The organism is Streptomyces sp. NPDC017529 (assembly GCF_044329785.1).
Lineage (GTDB): Bacteria > Actinomycetota > Actinomycetes > Streptomycetales > Streptomycetaceae > Streptomyces.
In genome coordinates this window covers 105,064-121,024 of the sequence record NZ_JBIRJY010000011.1, presented here as the reverse complement: position 1 = coordinate 121,024, position 15,961 = coordinate 105,064, and the positions used below count along the sequence as shown (strand labels likewise).

The 15,961-nt window shown below is 72.1% G+C and carries 10 protein-coding genes; 9 read left to right on the top strand and 1 reads right to left on the bottom strand.

The genetic code is table 11. The annotated features are described in order from the left end of the window. Positions 1 to 4: 4 nt before the first annotated feature. Complete coding sequence (locus ACH4K4_RS25995; protein WP_398170461.1) at positions 5 to 340, bottom strand: ArsR/SmtB family transcription factor; 336 nt, start codon at positions 338 to 340, stop codon at positions 5 to 7. Positions 341 to 511: 171 nt separating this feature from the next. Between ACH4K4_RS25995 and ACH4K4_RS25990 the strand changes: the two genes are divergently transcribed. The 9 genes from ACH4K4_RS25990 to ACH4K4_RS25950 all read left to right on the top strand — a co-directional run bounded on the left by ACH4K4_RS25990 (position 512) and on the right by ACH4K4_RS25950 (position 15,954). Next, entirely contained in the window at positions 512 to 1,654 is a 1,143-nt protein-coding gene (locus tag ACH4K4_RS25990) for an FAD-dependent monooxygenase (protein WP_398170460.1), read from the top strand. Positions 1,655 to 2,700: 1,046 nt separating this feature from the next. Beyond that, positions 2,701 to 4,179: a sugar transferase gene (locus tag ACH4K4_RS25985; protein ID WP_398170458.1), complete on the top strand. Its 1,479-nt coding sequence runs from the start codon at positions 2,701 to 2,703 to the stop codon at positions 4,177 to 4,179. Between the two features lie 82 nt (positions 4,180 to 4,261). Further along, on the top strand, positions 4,262 to 5,581 hold the full coding sequence (locus ACH4K4_RS25980) for a nucleotide sugar dehydrogenase (protein ID WP_398170457.1): 1,320 nt from the start codon (positions 4,262 to 4,264) through the stop codon (positions 5,579 to 5,581). Beyond that, positions 5,571 to 6,842 (top strand): glycosyltransferase family 4 protein, encoded by a 1,272-nt coding sequence (locus tag ACH4K4_RS25975; protein WP_398170455.1) that lies wholly within the window; start codon positions 5,571 to 5,573, stop codon positions 6,840 to 6,842. The genes ACH4K4_RS25980 and ACH4K4_RS25975 overlap by 11 nt, the downstream gene beginning before the upstream one ends. Next, positions 6,839 to 8,239, top strand: coding sequence for a Wzz/FepE/Etk N-terminal domain-containing protein (locus ACH4K4_RS25970; protein WP_398170454.1), 1,401 nt, complete (start codon positions 6,839 to 6,841; stop codon positions 8,237 to 8,239). The genes ACH4K4_RS25975 and ACH4K4_RS25970 overlap by 4 nt, the downstream gene beginning before the upstream one ends. Then, the gene (locus tag ACH4K4_RS25965) at positions 8,236 to 9,807 is read left to right on the top strand and encodes a Wzz/FepE/Etk N-terminal domain-containing protein (protein WP_398170453.1); all 1,572 of its coding nucleotides are present in this window, start codon (positions 8,236 to 8,238) and stop codon (positions 9,805 to 9,807) included. The genes ACH4K4_RS25970 and ACH4K4_RS25965 overlap by 4 nt, the downstream gene beginning before the upstream one ends. Before the next feature lie 3 nt (positions 9,808 to 9,810). Then, entirely contained in the window at positions 9,811 to 11,739 is a 1,929-nt protein-coding gene (gene asnB / locus ACH4K4_RS25960) for an asparagine synthase (glutamine-hydrolyzing) (protein WP_398170451.1), read from the top strand. 25 nt (positions 11,740 to 11,764) lie between these two features. Beyond that, positions 11,765 to 13,960, top strand: coding sequence for a bi-domain-containing oxidoreductase (locus ACH4K4_RS25955; protein WP_398170450.1), 2,196 nt, complete (start codon positions 11,765 to 11,767; stop codon positions 13,958 to 13,960). Then, positions 13,957 to 15,954 (top strand): alginate lyase family protein, encoded by a 1,998-nt coding sequence (locus ACH4K4_RS25950; protein WP_398170449.1) that lies wholly within the window; start codon positions 13,957 to 13,959, stop codon positions 15,952 to 15,954. The genes ACH4K4_RS25955 and ACH4K4_RS25950 overlap by 4 nt, the downstream gene beginning before the upstream one ends. Positions 15,955 to 15,961 lie beyond the last annotated feature (7 nt).

Here is a 15,961-nt window from a genome sequence, read left to right as displayed (position 1 = left end):
GCGTTCAGCGAGGAGCAGTCCCGCCCGGGGACTCTGCGCCCAGGAGCGTGAGCAGCCCGGGGAATCTCTTCTCGATGTCCGCGCGTCGTAGTCGGATGCCCTTGCGGTTGCCGTAGTCGACCTCGTCAATGAGACCTGCCTCGCGCAGGACCCGGAAGTGGTGGGTCTGGGTCTGCTTCGAGATCGGAAGATCGAACGAGTTGCAGCCCCGCTCGCTGTCGCTGCGGTCGGCGGCCAACTCCGTCATCACCGAACGACGGTGCTCGTCGGCGAGGGCGCGGAACACCGCACCCAGATCGAGCGCATCGGCCTCCGGGCCGACCAGGTTCCTCCCGGCCACGCCGCACCTCCTTCAAGTACGACTTGCATCGTACCTGAAGGACGTGCTCCACTGAGGTACGAAAATTTTCGTACCTTGGTCCCGGTTGTGCTGCCCCGTGCCGCCGCCCCCTGAAACCAGGGCCGGCACTCGCCGGGGACCTGGTCATCGACACTCCGAGAGGTCATCGTCATGAAGAAGCCCGAGGTGCTGATAGTCGGTGCCGGAATCGCAGGGCCCGCACTCGCCTACTGGCTCTCCCGGAATGGATACCGGCCGACGGTTGTCGAACATGCCCGGCAGCTGCGCTCCGGTGGTAGTGCGATCGTCGTGAAGGGGCCCGCGGTCCCGGTCGCCGAGCGCATGGGCATCCTCCCGCAGCTCCGCGGACTCGCCACCCGCAATCGGTCGCTGACCCTGCTCGACCCCGGCGGCAGGCGGATCCTGCAACTCCCGCTCACCTCGGACAAGGCGCCGACGGTCGAGGTGACCCGAGCCGACCTGTCCGAGGTGCTCCATCGGTCGGCGCAGACCGAGGCCGAGTTCTTGTTCGACGACACGGTCACCGCTCTCGACCAGGACGCAGGCGGGGTGGACGTCACCTTCCGGCGGTCCGCGCCACGGCGCTTCGACTTGGTAGTCGGTGCCGACGGGATGCACTCCACCGTACGGCGCCTGGTGTTCGGACCCGAGCGGCAGTTCGCGAGCGACCTGGGCCTGTACGGCGCGACCGTCCCGCTGGAACCCGACGCCATCGAGGACCCGACCGAGATGACGATGCTGACCGTGCCGAACCGGATGCTGGTCCTCCACCCCTCGCGGACCACTCCGCTCGCGATCTTCACCTTCCGGGCCGCACAGCCGGCGCCCCACGACCGCAAGAACGTCGCCCTTCACAAGCAGACCGTGGCCGACGCCTACGCCGACGTGCGGTGGCGGGCACCGGAACTCGTGGCGGCGTTCCTCGACCACCCGGCTCCGTTCTTCGACCCCCTGACCACCGTCCGGGTGCCCTCGTGGTCCCGCGGACGGGTCGTACTGCTCGGGGACGCGGCGGCGGCGACAGCCCTGCTGGGTGACGGGTCCAGCATGGCGATGGCGGGCGCGTACGCCCTCGCAGAAGAGCTCGCCGCCCATCCCGGTGATCACGCCCGCGCCTTCGCCGCCTACGAGTCGCGGCTCCGCCGTGAGGTAGGCCCGCGGCAGCGACGTGTCGGTCTGCTCTCCAGGCTCATGGTGCCCCGCACCCGGCCGGGCCTCGCGGTGCGCAACGCGGTGGGCCGCACGGTCGGTCGCACGAACCGGATCGCCTCTCGCGAAGCCGCGAACCGGTAGACCGGGCCCGCACCGACCGGTCACCGGTCGGTGCGCAGCTCCGCGGTAGCTCTCAGCCGTGTCGGCGCCGCCATGCCCGACGAGCCCGGCGTGGCAGGCCATCACCGATGCGGCAGGTCGGCTGCTGGCGGCCTCACCCACCGTTCCGGGCGCTCGCCACGACACGGGTGCTGCCGGTGACTACGCCCCCCGCGACGCGGAGGTGAAGTGCTGGACGGACAAGGTGCATCGAGGCGCCGGCGGCACCACCCGGGCGCCCGTCCGCGGTCGGCATCTCAAGCTGCGGCGACGTCGGCACAACAGCAGCCAGGCCGGAATCCGTTGCCTCGGCGACCAAGCCATGGCCGCCCTGAAGGGCTGGCGCCTCCCGCGGAAACTCCGCTGTAGCACCAACCGAGCCACTGCCATCGTGAAGACCATCCCCGCCCTTCGTCACGCCTCAACCTGAGGTTGGAAAGGGCTCACTACGAGCAGGCCACCGATCCTCGATGGTGGGAACTCCACGGACGCCGCCTCACCTGAGGCCTCGGCAGGGTCTGGATGGAGCCCAGATGTTGGTGCCGGCGTCCGGGGGCTTGCGGTGTCGGCAGCCCAGCGCACTCCCGTCATCACAGGTCACAAGGCACGTCTGCTTCGTCACGTCCCGGAGGAAGTAACCGATTGGTAGACCCAGCTACCCAGCTTGAGTACAAATTACACACATCCCCCCTCTTCATATTGGCCCTGATGCTCTAGATTGACCGTGCTTCCGGAGTTCGGTCACGAAGCGACCAAGAATGATCTATACGTCCGGCGCCGCAAACAGCCGGTTTCGACGGGGTCCGGCGCGCCCGAAAGGTCCGGCAGGACGGGTGAATCCGCAGGGCCGGGGTGGGGTTGTCCAAATAGACCAAGTAGATCAAGTAGCGCTGAAACAGCCGGGATGTCATCCGGGAGGCGGGGGCCTCTCGCGGAGAGGAACAGCGCGGAGCGGGGGGCGGGGGCCTCCCGGGGGCGAGGAACAGGGTGAGGCGAACACGTCGAACCACTGGGAACCGGGGGGTTCTGTGCAACAGGGGGGATTAGTCAACCCGTTTCCGTCGGCGCGCGGGCGTCTGGCGAACGGGGCAAGCAGCCAGCCCACGATCGACTGGGAACAGCGGTACCGCCGTACCGTGATCACCAGCGACTCCGTCGCCACCGCCTTCGTGGTGGCGGCAATCGGGATCTTCTTCGGGGCCCGCGACGCGGCCAACTGGCACGAGAAGTGGGGAATTCTCGCTTTCGGCACCGAACTGCTGGTGCTGGGAGCGCTTGCGGTGAGCCGGGCGTGGGCTCCGGCCGTGCTCGGCCAGGGTGCCGAGGAATTCCGCCGGCTCGGCCGTTCACTGTTCACGGCGGCCGTCGTACTGGCGCTCGGCGGAATCGCCCTCACCTCGCGCAACATCAAACTATGGATCTTCGTCGCGATCCCCGCGATCGCGCTCGTCACCATGATCGCGCGGTATCTGCTGCGCCTCGCGCTGCACAAACAGCGCAAGGAAGGGCGGTGCCTCAGACCGGTGCTCGCCGCCGGGAGCCCGGACACCGTGCGCGATCTGATCACCAGGGCCCGTAAGTTCCCGCACCTCGGGTGGCGGGTGGACGCCGTGTGCACGACGGACGGTCACGGGCTCGACGGCGACCAACTGGACGGAGTGCGGGTCGTCGGCCGGCTGACGGACGTCGCCAACCACGTACGCCGCGACGGTTACCGTGTCGTCGCGATCACTCCGGACCCGCACTGGTCGCCGGACCGGCTGCAGCGACTGGCCTGGAACCTCGAAGGCAGCGATGCCGAGATGGTCGTGGCCCCCGTGCTGATGGAGGTGGCCGGTCCGCGGCTGCACGTCGACGCGGTGCTCGGGATCCCGCTGCTGCGGGTCAGCATGCCGACCTTCAGCGGGGGCCGCCGGGCGGTCAAAGGAGTCGTCGACCGGTTGGGCGCGGCGTTCCTGCTGGTGCTGTTCGCGCCGCTGATGGTGCTCGTCGGGCTGCTCGTGCTGGCGGACAGTCCTGGTGGGCCGGTCTACCGCCAGCGCAGGGTCGGCAAGGACGGCCGCGAGTTCACCATCTTCAAGTTCCGCACCATGGTCGCCGGGGCCGACGCGGCGCGCTCCGGGCTGGCCGACCGCAACGAGGGGGCGGGGCTGCTGTTCAAGATCCGCCGGGACCCGCGGGTGACCCGGGTGGGAGCGGTGCTGCGCCGGTACTCGATCGACGAGCTTCCGCAGCTGTTCAACGTGCTCACCGGGTCGATGTCGCTCGTCGGCCCGCGGCCTCCGCTACCCGAGGAGTCCGCCGCGTACGGCCCGGACATCCGGCGGCGGCTGCTGGTCAAGCCCGGCCTGACCGGCCTGTGGCAGATCAGCGGGCGCAGCGACCTGCCGTGGGAGGAGGCGGTCCGGCTGGACCTGCGGTACGTGGAGGACTGGTCGCTCGCCCTGGACGCGGTGATCTTGTGGAAGACGCTGCGTGCGGTGCTGTACGGGCAGGGGGCCTACTGATGCGCGAGGGGCTGCGGCGAAACGATCCTGCCGGCGCGCGGACCGCAGGCCCGAAGGGTCTGCCTGGGGGGAGGGACAGGACATGAGGATCAGCGTTTTCGGACTCGGCTACGTGGGCTGTGTGTCGGCCGCGTGCCTGGCCGGCATGGGTCACGAGGTCATCGGGGTGGACGTGAACCGGGTGAAGGTCGACCTGGTCAACGACGGCAAGGCCCCGGTGGTCGAGGAGCGGATCGGCGAGCTCATCGCCGGGGCCGTGCGGACCGGGGCGTTGCGCGCCACCGGCGACGTCCGCGAGGCGGTCACGGGCAGCGAGGTGTCCCTGGTCTGCGTGGGCACGCCGTCGGAGCCCAACGGCAGCCTGTGCACCACGTACCTGGAGCGGGTCACCGAGCAGATCGGCGCCGCGCTGGCGGAGCGCGGCGGGCGGCACACCGTCGTCTTCCGCAGCACCATGCTCCCGGGCACCTGCCTGAACCTGCTGGTGCCGCTCCTGGAGAAGAACGTCGGCGGCACGGCCGGGGTGGACTTCGGGGTCGCGGTCAACCCGGAGTTCCTGCGCGAGGGCACGAGCGTGCGGGACTTCTTCGACCCGCCCAAGACCGTCATCGGCGAGCTGGATCCGGCGAGCGGCGATGTGGTGGCGGCGCTCTACGAGAGCCTGCCCGGCGAGGTGTTCCGGGTGCCGGTACCGACGGCCGAGGCGATCAAGTACGCGGACAACGCGTTCCACGGCCTCAAGATCGGCTTCGCGAACGAGCTGGGCGCGGTGTGCCAGGCACTCGGGGTGGACTCGCACCAGGTGATGGATGTGTTCCTGGCCGACCGCAAGCTGAACATCAGCCCCGCCTACCTGCGGCCCGGCTTCGCCTTCGGCGGCTCCTGCCTGCCCAAGGACCTGCGCAGCCTGGTCCACGCGGCGCAGCGGGCCGACGTCTCGGTGCCCATCCTCGCCCACGTGCTGCCCTCCAACTCCGCACATCTGGAGCGCGCGGTGAACCTGGTCGAGCGCACCGGCAAGCGCCGGGTGGGCCTGTTCGGGCTGTCCTTCAAACCCGGCACCGACGACCTCCGCGAGAGCCCGCTCGTCGAACTGGCGGAGCGGCTCTTCGGCAAGGGGTACGACCTGAAGATCTACGACGCCAACGTGAGCGTGTCCCGGCTGATCGGCGCGAACCGGGAGTACATCGAGACCCGGCTGCCGCACCTCGCGCAGCTGCTCGCGGACTCCGTCGGCGAGGTGCTCGAACACGCCGAGGTGTGCCTCGTCGGCACCAGGGACCCGGCCGTGCTGTCGGCGCTGCCCCATGGCGGCGACGGCCCGGTGATCATCGACCTCATCCACCTTCCCGACGCCGAAGCGCGCCGGGCCGAACCGGGGTACGTGGGCCTTGCTTGGTGACGCAAAGAGCGCCGGCGGGCCCGTCCGTCGCGCGCTGGTCCTGGTGGAGAACCTTTCGGTGCCGTTCGACCGGCGGGTGTGGCAGGAGTGTACGACGCTGCGCGACGCGGGCTGGACGGTGCACGTCATCTGCCCCCGGGGGGAGAAGCGGGACACGGAGCCGGAGGCGGTGATCGACGGGGTGCGGATCCACCGCTACCCGTTGCGCGCGGCCACCGGAGGGCCTGCCGGCTATCTGCGGGAGTACGGCTCGGCGTTGTGGCACACGGCCCGGCTGGCCCGCAAGGTCGGCCCGGTCGACGTGGTCCATGCCTGCAACCCGCCCGACCTGCTGTTCCTGCCGGCACTGTGGCTGAAGCGGCGCGGCGCGCGGTTCGTCTTCGACCAGCACGACCTGGTACCCGAGCTGTATCTCTCCCGGTTCGGACGCGGCGAAGACCTGCTCTACCGCGCCGTGTGCGCGCTGGAGCGGCTGACCTACCGGGCCGCCGACGTCGTACTGGCCACGAACGAGAGCTACCGGGACGTCGCGGTGCGCCGTGGCGGCCGGCGGCCGGAGGACGTCTTCGTGGTACGCAGTGCGCCCCAGACGGACCGGTTCCAACCGGCGCCGGTTGAGGCCGAGTTGAAGCGTGGTAAGCCTCACCTGTTGTGCTATTTAGGCGTCATGGGTCCGCAGGACGGCGTCGACTACGCCTTGCGGGCCCTCGCCACGCTGCGCGACGACCTCGGGCGGACCGACTGGCACGCGGTGTTCGTCGGCTCCGGCGACGCCTTCGACGCGATGGTGGAGCTGTCCCGGCGGCTCGGGCTCGGTGAGCAGGTGCAGTTCACCGGGCGCATTCCGGACGCCGACCTGGTGCGCTACCTGTCCACCGCGGACGTGTGCCTCTCCCCCGACCCGCGCAATCCGCTCAACGACGTGTCGACCATGAACAAGGTCCTGGAGTACATGGCGATGGGCCGGCCGATCGTCTCGTTCGACCTCCGGGAGGCGCGCGTCTCCGCCGGTGACGCCGCCGTGTACGCGCCCGCCAACGACGAGGCCGCCTTCGCCGAACTTGTCGCGCTGCTGCTGGACGATCCGGAGAAGCGGGCCCGGATGGGCAAGATCGGCCAGGAGCGGATCGGCGGGCGGCTTTCCTGGCGGAACTCGCAGGCGGCGCTGCTCGCCGCCTACGCCGCCGCCTGCCGTGACCACACTCCGGTGCCGGCGAGCGGACCGGCCCGGGGCCGGCCAAGGAGGTGGCCGCGCCGTTGAGCGATGACACGATACGCCTGGTCACGATCGGGCGGGTGCTCCGCCGGCGCCGGCGGCTGATCGCCGTCCTCGCCGTGCTGGGCGCGCTCGTCGGCTACGGCACCTCGGCGCTGCTGTTCCCGCCGCGGTACACGGCGTCGGCATCGGTGCTACTGCCGGGGCAGTGGGAGGAGCGCGAGCTGCTGACCCAGGTGCAGATCGCGGCCAGTTCGGCGGTGGTCGACCGCGCGGCTGCCAGGCTCGGCTGGGCGGGCGTCAGCGGCGGCGAGTTACGGGACCGGGTGAGCGCCAAGGCCGCCGACGGGAACATCATCAAGATCTCGGGTACGGCCGACACCCCGGAGCGCGCGCAGCAGCTCTCCGACCGGGTGGCACAGGAGTTCGTCGCCTTCGCCGCGCGGATCGCGGGCGACGGCGGCGCCCCCGAAGCGGACACGGGACCGGAGGCGCTGCGGAAGAAGGTCGCGGAGACCAACCGCCGTATCACCGAGTTGGCCAATGCGGCCGATCCGGGGCGGACCGTGGAGAGCGTGCAGGCCCGTACCGCGCTCGAAAAGCTGCGCACCGCGCTGCAGGAGGCCATGAAGAAGCTGGACGAGACCGACCCGATGGCCGGGAAGGCCGGCATGGTCGTCATGGGACCGGCGGCCCGGCCGACCGGCGAGGTGCCGCCGACGAGGGTGCAGCTCGTCCTCGCCGGGGCGCTGCTGTTCTTCCTGGCCGCGGTCGTCGGCCACCTCGCCGCCGCCCGGGTCAACCGCCGGTTGCGCACCGAACCGGAGATCGCCGCGGCGCTGGGCTCGCCGCTGCTGGGCACCGTCGATGTGCCCGGTGAGCGGCGTTCTCACCGGCCCGCAGGCGGTGACCCGCGGGCCTTGGTCCGCCGGCTGCTGGGCGTCGACACCCGGTGGGACGTACCGGCCCAGCAGAGGTCCGGCGACGAGGCCGGCAGGCGGATCCGCTACCGGCGGGTGTGCGCCCGCCTCCGGGCCCAACTGCCGGCCCCCCGGCGGCTGCTGGTCGTCGTACCGGACGGTGACGAGATCGCCCGCCGGGCCGCCGGGCAGCTCGTCGCCGAGGCCGGGAGCCATTCCTCCCCGGGCGCTTCGAGCGGCGGAGACCCCGTGCTGCGGGTGGTGGAGGTTTCGGCGTCCGAGCCGATGGTGCCGGACCGCGACACCGAGTCCGGTGCCCTGGTCGTGCTCAGCGCGGGCAGCTGGACCGCGGGGGAGCTTGCCGGCATCGCCGAGGCGTGTGCGGACGCCGGGCACGAGGTCGTCGGCGCCGTCGTCGCCGGCGCGGTCCGTACCCGTCCGCCGCGGTCCGCCCGTCGTCCTCCGGAGAACGCCACTGCGCCGCTCGCGGTCCGCGGCCACGCGACGGGAGGTCCGGCGTGACGACGAGCACGGCTCCTGAGTCGTCGGCGACCGCTCCGCTGCTGGACCTCCAGGCGCTGGTCGTGGCGGTGCGCAGGCGCCGCCGCCTCTGGTGCTCCATGGCACTGCTGGGGCTGCTGATCGGCGCGGCGGTGGCGGTCCTGATGCCACCGCCGCCGACCGCGGTGACCAAGGTGCTGGTCGCGCACAAGGAGGACCAACCGAACGACACCGGAACGCTGATCCGCACCGACGTCGCGCTGCTGGGAACCACACGGATCGCCACCCAGGCACTGAAGGCCCTCAAGTCCGCGGAGAAACCGGAGGACTTCATACAGGACTACCGGGGCACCGGCTTGACCAACAACCTCCTGCAGATCGACGTGACAGGCGACAGCGAAGCGGAAGCGGTGGCCCGGGCCAAGGCGCTGGCCGACACGTTCGTCGCGGACCATGTGCGGCGGATGCGGGAAACCGCGCAGGCCGAGGCCAAGGCCCTGCTCGACCAGCGTGACCGCATGCGGGACGAGCTGGCCCAGGTCAACAAGGCGATCGGGGACCGGTCGCCGGGAAGCGACCCGACAGCGTCGGCGAGCCTGGAGTCGCTCTTCGCCCGCCGGGCCGAGCTCACCTCACGGATCACCGATTTCGACCAGCGCGCCGCGGAGGCGCGCACCGGCACGCCCCGGCTCGTCGTCGGCACGCAGATCGTGGACGCACCGCGCGCGGTGCGGCACTCCCTGCCCAAGGCCGCTGCCACCAAGGCCGGGATCGGGCTCGTCCTCGGGCTGGCGCTGGGGCTCGCGCTGGCCGCGGTCGGCACGGTGGTGGCGGACCGCCCCGTGCTGCGCCGGGAGATCGCGGCGAACCTGGGTGCCTCGGTCATCGCGGAGCTGCGCCCCGCGCCCCGCCGGCCGGCCGGGTGGTGGCGGCGCCGCCGGACCCGTACGGCGTATGAACGGCTCACCGTGTCCCTGGCCCGGACCGTGCGCGGCTCCACGGAACCGGTGTCGCTGCTGGAACTGGGCTGCGCGCGCAGCACGAGCGTGATCGCCCTGAACGTCGCCGGGGTGCTGGCGGCGGAGGGGCCGGTCGTCGTCATCGACGGCCTGCCCGGTCCGGAACTCTTCAACAGCCGCCAGACGCCCGGGGGTACGACCGTCGTCAGCGGCGAGCGTGCCGCGGCCGTGCCGGCGCACGTGTGCCGGCTCGGCGTCGGCTCGGTCGCGCCCGGCACGGCGTGGACCGACCTCCAGTACCTCGGCACCCGGACCGTGCTCGTCGTGCGGGCCGGGCACGGCAGCGCCGCCTGGCTGCACACCGTGGCGCGGCAGCTCGCGGACCAGCGCGTCGCGGTGATCGGTGTGGTGCTGATCGACCCCGATCCGCGTGACCGGACCGACGGCACGCTGTGGGACAGACCGGGCACGGCGCTACCCGGCCCTCATGAGCGGCTGGCCTGGCAGCACGGGACGGGCCAGCCGCGGACGGAACGGCTGGCCCGGCAGCACGGAACAGCCCGGTTGCGGGCGGAGCGGCCTTCGGTGCCGGCCGCACGGGCCCCGGGCGGCAACCAGGAGGCGCGGTAGGACATGTGTGGAATCGCAGGTACGTACCACTGGCCGGATGGGAAGGCCGTGACCGACCGGCTCACCGGTGTCCTCGCCCACCGCGGCCCCGACGGGGCGGGCCGCTACGGCCACCCCGCCGGTGACGGCGAAGTGCATCTCGGGCACCGTCGGCTGGCCGTCATCGATCTGTCCGAGACCGGCGCCCAGCCGATGGTTTCGGGCGGACTGGCCCTGACGTACAACGGCGAGCTGTACAACGCGCCCGAACTGCGCGCCGAGCTGTCGGCAGCCGGGGTGCGCTTCCGCGGTACCTCCGACACCGAGGTGCTGTTGGAGGCCTGGCGGCGCTGGGGCACCGACTGCTTGCCCCGGCTGCGCGGCATGTTCGCGTTCGCGGTCTTCGACGAGCGGACCGGTGAGCTGGTGCTCGCCCGCGACCAGCTCGGCATCAAGCCGCTGTTCCTGCTCCGGCGCGGTGCGGGCCTGCTGTTCGCCTCCGAGCTCAAGGCGCTCGCCGCCGTGACCGGCGGGACGCTGCAAGTGGACCACGCGGCGCTGGTGGCGTCGCTGCTGTACTACTGGGTACCGGACTCGCGCTGCGCGTTCCGCGAGGCGGAGAAGCTGCCGCCGGGCAGCTGGCTGCGGTGCCGGCCCGACGGCCTGACCGAGAGCGGCCGGTACTGGAACCTCAGGGACGTCGCGGCCGAGGGCCAGGAGCGGGCCCGGAGCGGCGAGCAGCCGGATGTCGCCGCCGTCGTCGAGGAGTCGGCCCGGCGCCACCTGCTCTCCGACGTACCCGTGGCGACCTTCCTCTCCGGCGGCCTCGACTCCAGCTACCTGACCGCGCTGGCGGCCCGCGACCGGCCCGGGATCTCCGCTTACACGATCGGGTTCCGCGCCGAGGACGCCAGGTTCGAGGCGATGCCGGACGACCTGCGCTACGCCCGGCAGGTGGCCGAGCGGTTCGGTGTCGACCTGCACGAGATCGAGATCGCCCCGAACGTGCTCGACCTGCTGCCGCGGATGACCTACCACCTGGACGAGCCGATCGGCGACCCCGCCGCGATCAACACGTTCCTGATCTGCTCGGCGGCCCGGGAGGCCGGGGTCAAGGTGATGCTCTCGGGCATGGGTGCCGACGAGCTGTTCGCCGGGTACCGCAAGCACCTGGCCAACCTGCTCGCGCTGCGCTACCAGCGCATCCCGCGGCCCCTGCGGAGCGGCCTGTCCGCGACCGTGGACCGGCTGCCGGTCGCCACGTCCCGCCGGGGGTACCGGTCGGTGCGCTTCGCGAAGCGGTTCCTGTCCTTCGCCGAGCTGCCGGAGGAGACCGCGTTCCGGCGCAGCTACACCATGTACGACCAGGACGAGCTGCTCGCCCTGGTCGATCCGGACCTGGCCGGGACGGTGGAGGACGTGCTGACCGAGCACGCGGACGTCTACCGGGACAACGACCTCGACGACTTCGTCAACCGCATGTGCCTGGGCGACGCCCGGATGTTCCTGCCGGGCCTGAACCTCGCGTACACGGACCGCTCCAGCATGGCCGCGTCGACCGAGGTGCGGGTGCCGTACGTGGACGTCGAGGTGGTCAAGGCGGCGTTCGCCGTGCCCGGTGACCGCAAGATCGTCGGGCGGCAGGGCAAGGCCGTCCTCAAGGAGGCGGCCGCCTCGGTCCTGCCCCGGGAGATCGTGTACCGGCCCAAGGGCCTGTTCAGCGCCCCGCTGCGCGCCTGGATGAGCCGGGACCTGGCACCGCTGGTGCGCGAGGTGGTGCACGACGGCGCGCTCGTCGGTTCCGGGATCCTGCGCCGCGACGCGCTGGCGCGCATGGTCGCCGAGGACGCCGCCGGGCAGCGGGACTTCTCCAAGCATCTGTGGCACGTGCTGACCCTGGAGTACTGGTATCGCGGCGCGACCTCCGGCTGCGGCCGGAGCCGGGCGGCTTGACGGCGTGGAAACAAGAGGAGCTCGGGTGAAACAGGTCGTGCAGAACTACAAGAGCGGCGAGCTGACGGTGCTCGACGTGCCGGTTCCGGGGTGCAAGCCGGGCGGTGTGCTGGTCCGCAGCGCCTACTCGCTGATCTCCACCGGGACCGAACTCATGAAGGTGTCCGAGGCCGGCCTGTCGATGGTGGGCAAGGCCCGCTCCCGCCCCGACCAGGTGGCCAAGGTCATGCAGAGCGTGGCCACCAACGGAGTGCCCGCCACCTACCGCAAGGTGATGGGCAAGCTGGACTCCTACACGCCGCTGGGCTATTCGCTGTGCGGCGTGGTCGAGCAGGTCGGCACCGGGACCGACGATGTGGCGGTCGGCGACCTGGTGGCCTGCGCCGGCAATGAGCACGCGCTGCACGCCGAGCTGAACTGGGTGCCGAAGAACCTCTACGCCCGGGTTCCGGACGGCCTCGCGCCGCGGCACGCGGCCTTCGGCACCGTCGGGTCGATCGCGATGCAGGGCGTCCGCCGCGGCGAGCCGCAGCTCGGCGACGTGGCGCTGGTCATCGGCCTCGGGCTGATCGGACAGCTGGTGGTGCAGCTGCTGGCCGCCTCGGGAGTCCGCGTCGTCGGGGCCGATCCCGACCCGGTGCGCTGCGAGCTGGCCGCGCGCCTGGGCGCCGCGGCCTGCGGCGATCCCGCGTCCGCGGCCGTGGAGGCCGCTGTCGCCGAGCTGACCGGCGGTCACGGCGTGGATCAGGTGTACCTGGCCGCGGGCGGCGGCAGCAACCAGCCCGTCGAGCTGGCCGCGCGGTTGAGCCGGGACCGCGGCCGGGTCGTCGACATCGGCAAGTGCCGCCTGGACCTGCCGTGGAACGCGTACTACGAGAAGGAACTCGACGTACGGTTCTCCCGCTCGTACGGCCCCGGGCGCTACGACCCGGAGTACGAGCTCGAAGGCCGCGACTACCCGGTCGGCTACGTGCGCTGGACCGAGCGCCGCAACCTGGCCTGCTTCCTCGACCTCCTCGCCCGCGGCCGCGTCGACGTGGAGCCCCTGGTCTCCCACACCGCCGACTTCGATGACGCCGTCGAGACGTACCGGAGTCTGAAGGACGGCGATCTGAAGGCCGTGGCTGTGCTGTTCCGCTACCCCGGACACACGGGGGAAGCGGGGGGAACGCAGGTCCCGGCGGTGGCCGTGCCCGCGGTGAACAGGAAGGCGGGTCCGGTGCGGCCTGCCAGGTCGCCGGTGCGGCTGGCATTCGTCGGCGCGGGGAATTACGCGACGTCGATGCTGCTGCCCCACCTGGCACAGCGCGACGGCGTCACGCTGTCGACCGTCGTCACCACCACGGCGCTGTCCGCTGCCAACGCGCAGCGGAAGTTCGGCTTCGCCGAGGCGACCACCGATCTCGACGCCGTGCTCGGCGACGCGTCGATCGACGCGGTGTTCGTGGTCACCCGGCACAGCTCCCACGCCGAACTGACCCGGAAGGCGCTGCTGGCCGGCAAGACGGTGTTCGTGGAGAAGCCGCTGGCCCTCACCGAGGACGAGCTGGCCTCCGTGCTCGCGGCGGTGGAGGAGTCCGGCAACGACCGGCTGCAGGTGGGCTTCAACCGCCGGTTCGCGCCGCTGCTGCGGGAGGCCCGGCAGCGGTTCGGCGCCCGGAGCGGTCCGGCGAGCCTCCGCTACCTGGTCAACGCGGGCCGGCTGGAGCACGGCAGCTGGTACCTGCGACAGGGCACCGAGGGCTCGCGGTTCGCCGGCGAGGGCGGGCACTTCATCGACACGGCGAGCTGGCTGCTCGGAGCCGACCCGGTCTCGGTGTACGCGGTCGGCACGTCCGGCAACGAGGACCTCCAGGTCGTACTGCGCTACCCGGACGGATCCACCGCCACCATCAGCTACGTCACCACCGGCCCGCCCGGCTTCCCCAAGGAGACGCTGGACCTGGTCGCGGACGGCCGTGCGCTGCGGCTCGACGACTTCGTCCGCGCCTCGGTGTATGCGGACGGATCGGTCGGGCGCAAACGGTGGGTCAGTTCGCGGCTGTCCAAGGCCAGGGACAAAGGCCAGGAAGCCGAACTGGCCGCGTTCGTGAAGGCCGTACGGACCGGCGGGCCGATGCCGGTGCCGCTGGAGTCGCCGGCCGCCACCACGGCGGCCACCCTCGCCGTGCAGGCAAGCCTGGCCGGCGGCGGGCCGGTGACGTTGGTGAGGGCGCAATGACCGTGAGTCCGGGGAGTGCGGGGTGGTACCTGCGGCGGCTGTCCCGGATGGGGCCGCGGGAGGTCGGCGGCCGGGTGGGCGACGCGGTGCGCAGACGGCGGTGGCGGTCGGCGCGCCCCGACTGCCCGAGGGTGGCCGGCGCCCGGTTCACCGCGGTACTGCCCGCCGGGACGATCGCCGCGGTGCCGCCGGACGCCGCGAAACGTCTCGTCGCCGAGGCGGACCGGCTGATGTACGGGCACGCCGAGTACTTCGGGGTGGTCCGCGACGACCTGACCGACCCGGACTGGTGGTGCGACCCGAAGACCGGGCGCCGGGCGCCGTGGGGCTACGCCTTCGACGTGCCGTACCGGAACGAGGACGCGGTCGGTGACGTCAAGCAGATCTGGGAGCCGTCCCGGCACCAGTTCCTCACCGTGCTCGCCGCCGCCTACGCGATCACCGGCAACGAGCGGTACGCCGAGCGGGTGGCCGCGCTCCTGCGGTCGTGGTGGAAGGCCAACCCGCCGCTGCGCGGCGTGCACTGGATCAGCGGCATCGAGCTGGGCATCCGGCTGCTGTCCTGGGTGTGGATCCGCCGGCTGCTCGAAGGCTGGCCAGGCGCGGCCGGTCTCTTCGAGGACAACCCGGTGGCGCTCAACCAGATCTGGCATCACCAGCGCTGGCTGGCCGCCTTCCCCAGCCGGGGGTCTTCGGCGAACAATCACGCCATCGCCGAGGCCGCCGGGCAGTTCGCGGCGGCCTGCGCGTTCGGGTGGTTCCCCGCCTCGGCGCGCTGGCGGGCCGGCGCGCTGCGGTCGCTGGAGCGGCACTTGAAGAGCAACACCTTCCCCTCCGGCCTCAACCGCGAACTGGCCACCGAGTACCACGGACTCGTCCTTGAACTCGGCCTGGCCGCGGTGGCCGAGGCCGATGCCGCCGGCGTGCCGGTCCCCGCGTCCGTCCGGCTGGTGCTGCTGCGGATGACCGACGCGCTCGCGGCCATCGTCGACTGCCGGCTGCGGCCGCCGCGCCAGGGGGACGCGGACGACGGTCACGGTCTGGTCCTGGACGGCGCGGGCACCGACCGCTGGGGCTCGTTGCTGGCCACTGGGGACGCCGTGTTCGGCCGGCTCGCCTGGTGGCCGGAAGTGACCGGCACCGATGTGCGTACCTCGCTGCTGGCCGCGCTCATCCGGCCGTACGCGAAGAGCGGAACCGCCCCGGCCGTGCCCCGCCCGGCGAGCCGGCCAGGCCACTTCGCCGACGCGGGGCTCACCATCCTGCGCGGGCCGGGAGAGATCTGGTGCCGCTGCGACGGCGGCCCGCACGGCTTCCTGTCCATCGCCGCGCACGCCCACGCGGACGCGCTGTCCGTGGAGGTCCGGCACGACGGGGTCGACGTGCTCGCCGACCCGGGGACGTTCTGCTACCACGGGCAGCCGGAGTGGCGGCGGTACTTCCGGTCGACCCTCGGCCACAACACCCTGGAGCTGGACGGCGGTGACCAGTCCGTCTCCGGCGGCCCGTTCCTGTGGACCCGGCATGCCCGCAGCCGCGTCCTGGCCGCGGACGCGCCCGGTGACGGTGTGGCCCGCTGGTGCGCCGAGCACAACGGCTACCGGCCCTCCGTGCACCGCCGCCGGGTCGAACTGGCCGTCGCGAGCGCGGAGTTGCGCGTGGTCGACGAGGTGAGCGGCCCGCGCCGGACCGTGCGGCTGGCGTTCCACCTCGGCCCGGCGATCGCCGCGGACCTGGTGGGGAGCCGGGCGGTGCTCACCTGGGCCCGGGACGGCGAGGACCGGTCCGCGGTGCTCGACCTGCCCGGGCAGCTGAGCTGGCGGGCGCATCGCGGCGAGACCGGCCCTTCCCCCGGCTCTTCGAGCAGGGGGTACCCGATGCTGGGCTGGTACTCCCCCGGCTTCGGGCGCAAGGAACCCACCACGACGCTGCTCGGCACCGGGTGCGCCGACGGCGGGCAGGGGTTCACCACCGTACTCAAGTTCCGCGGCTAGGGGGGCG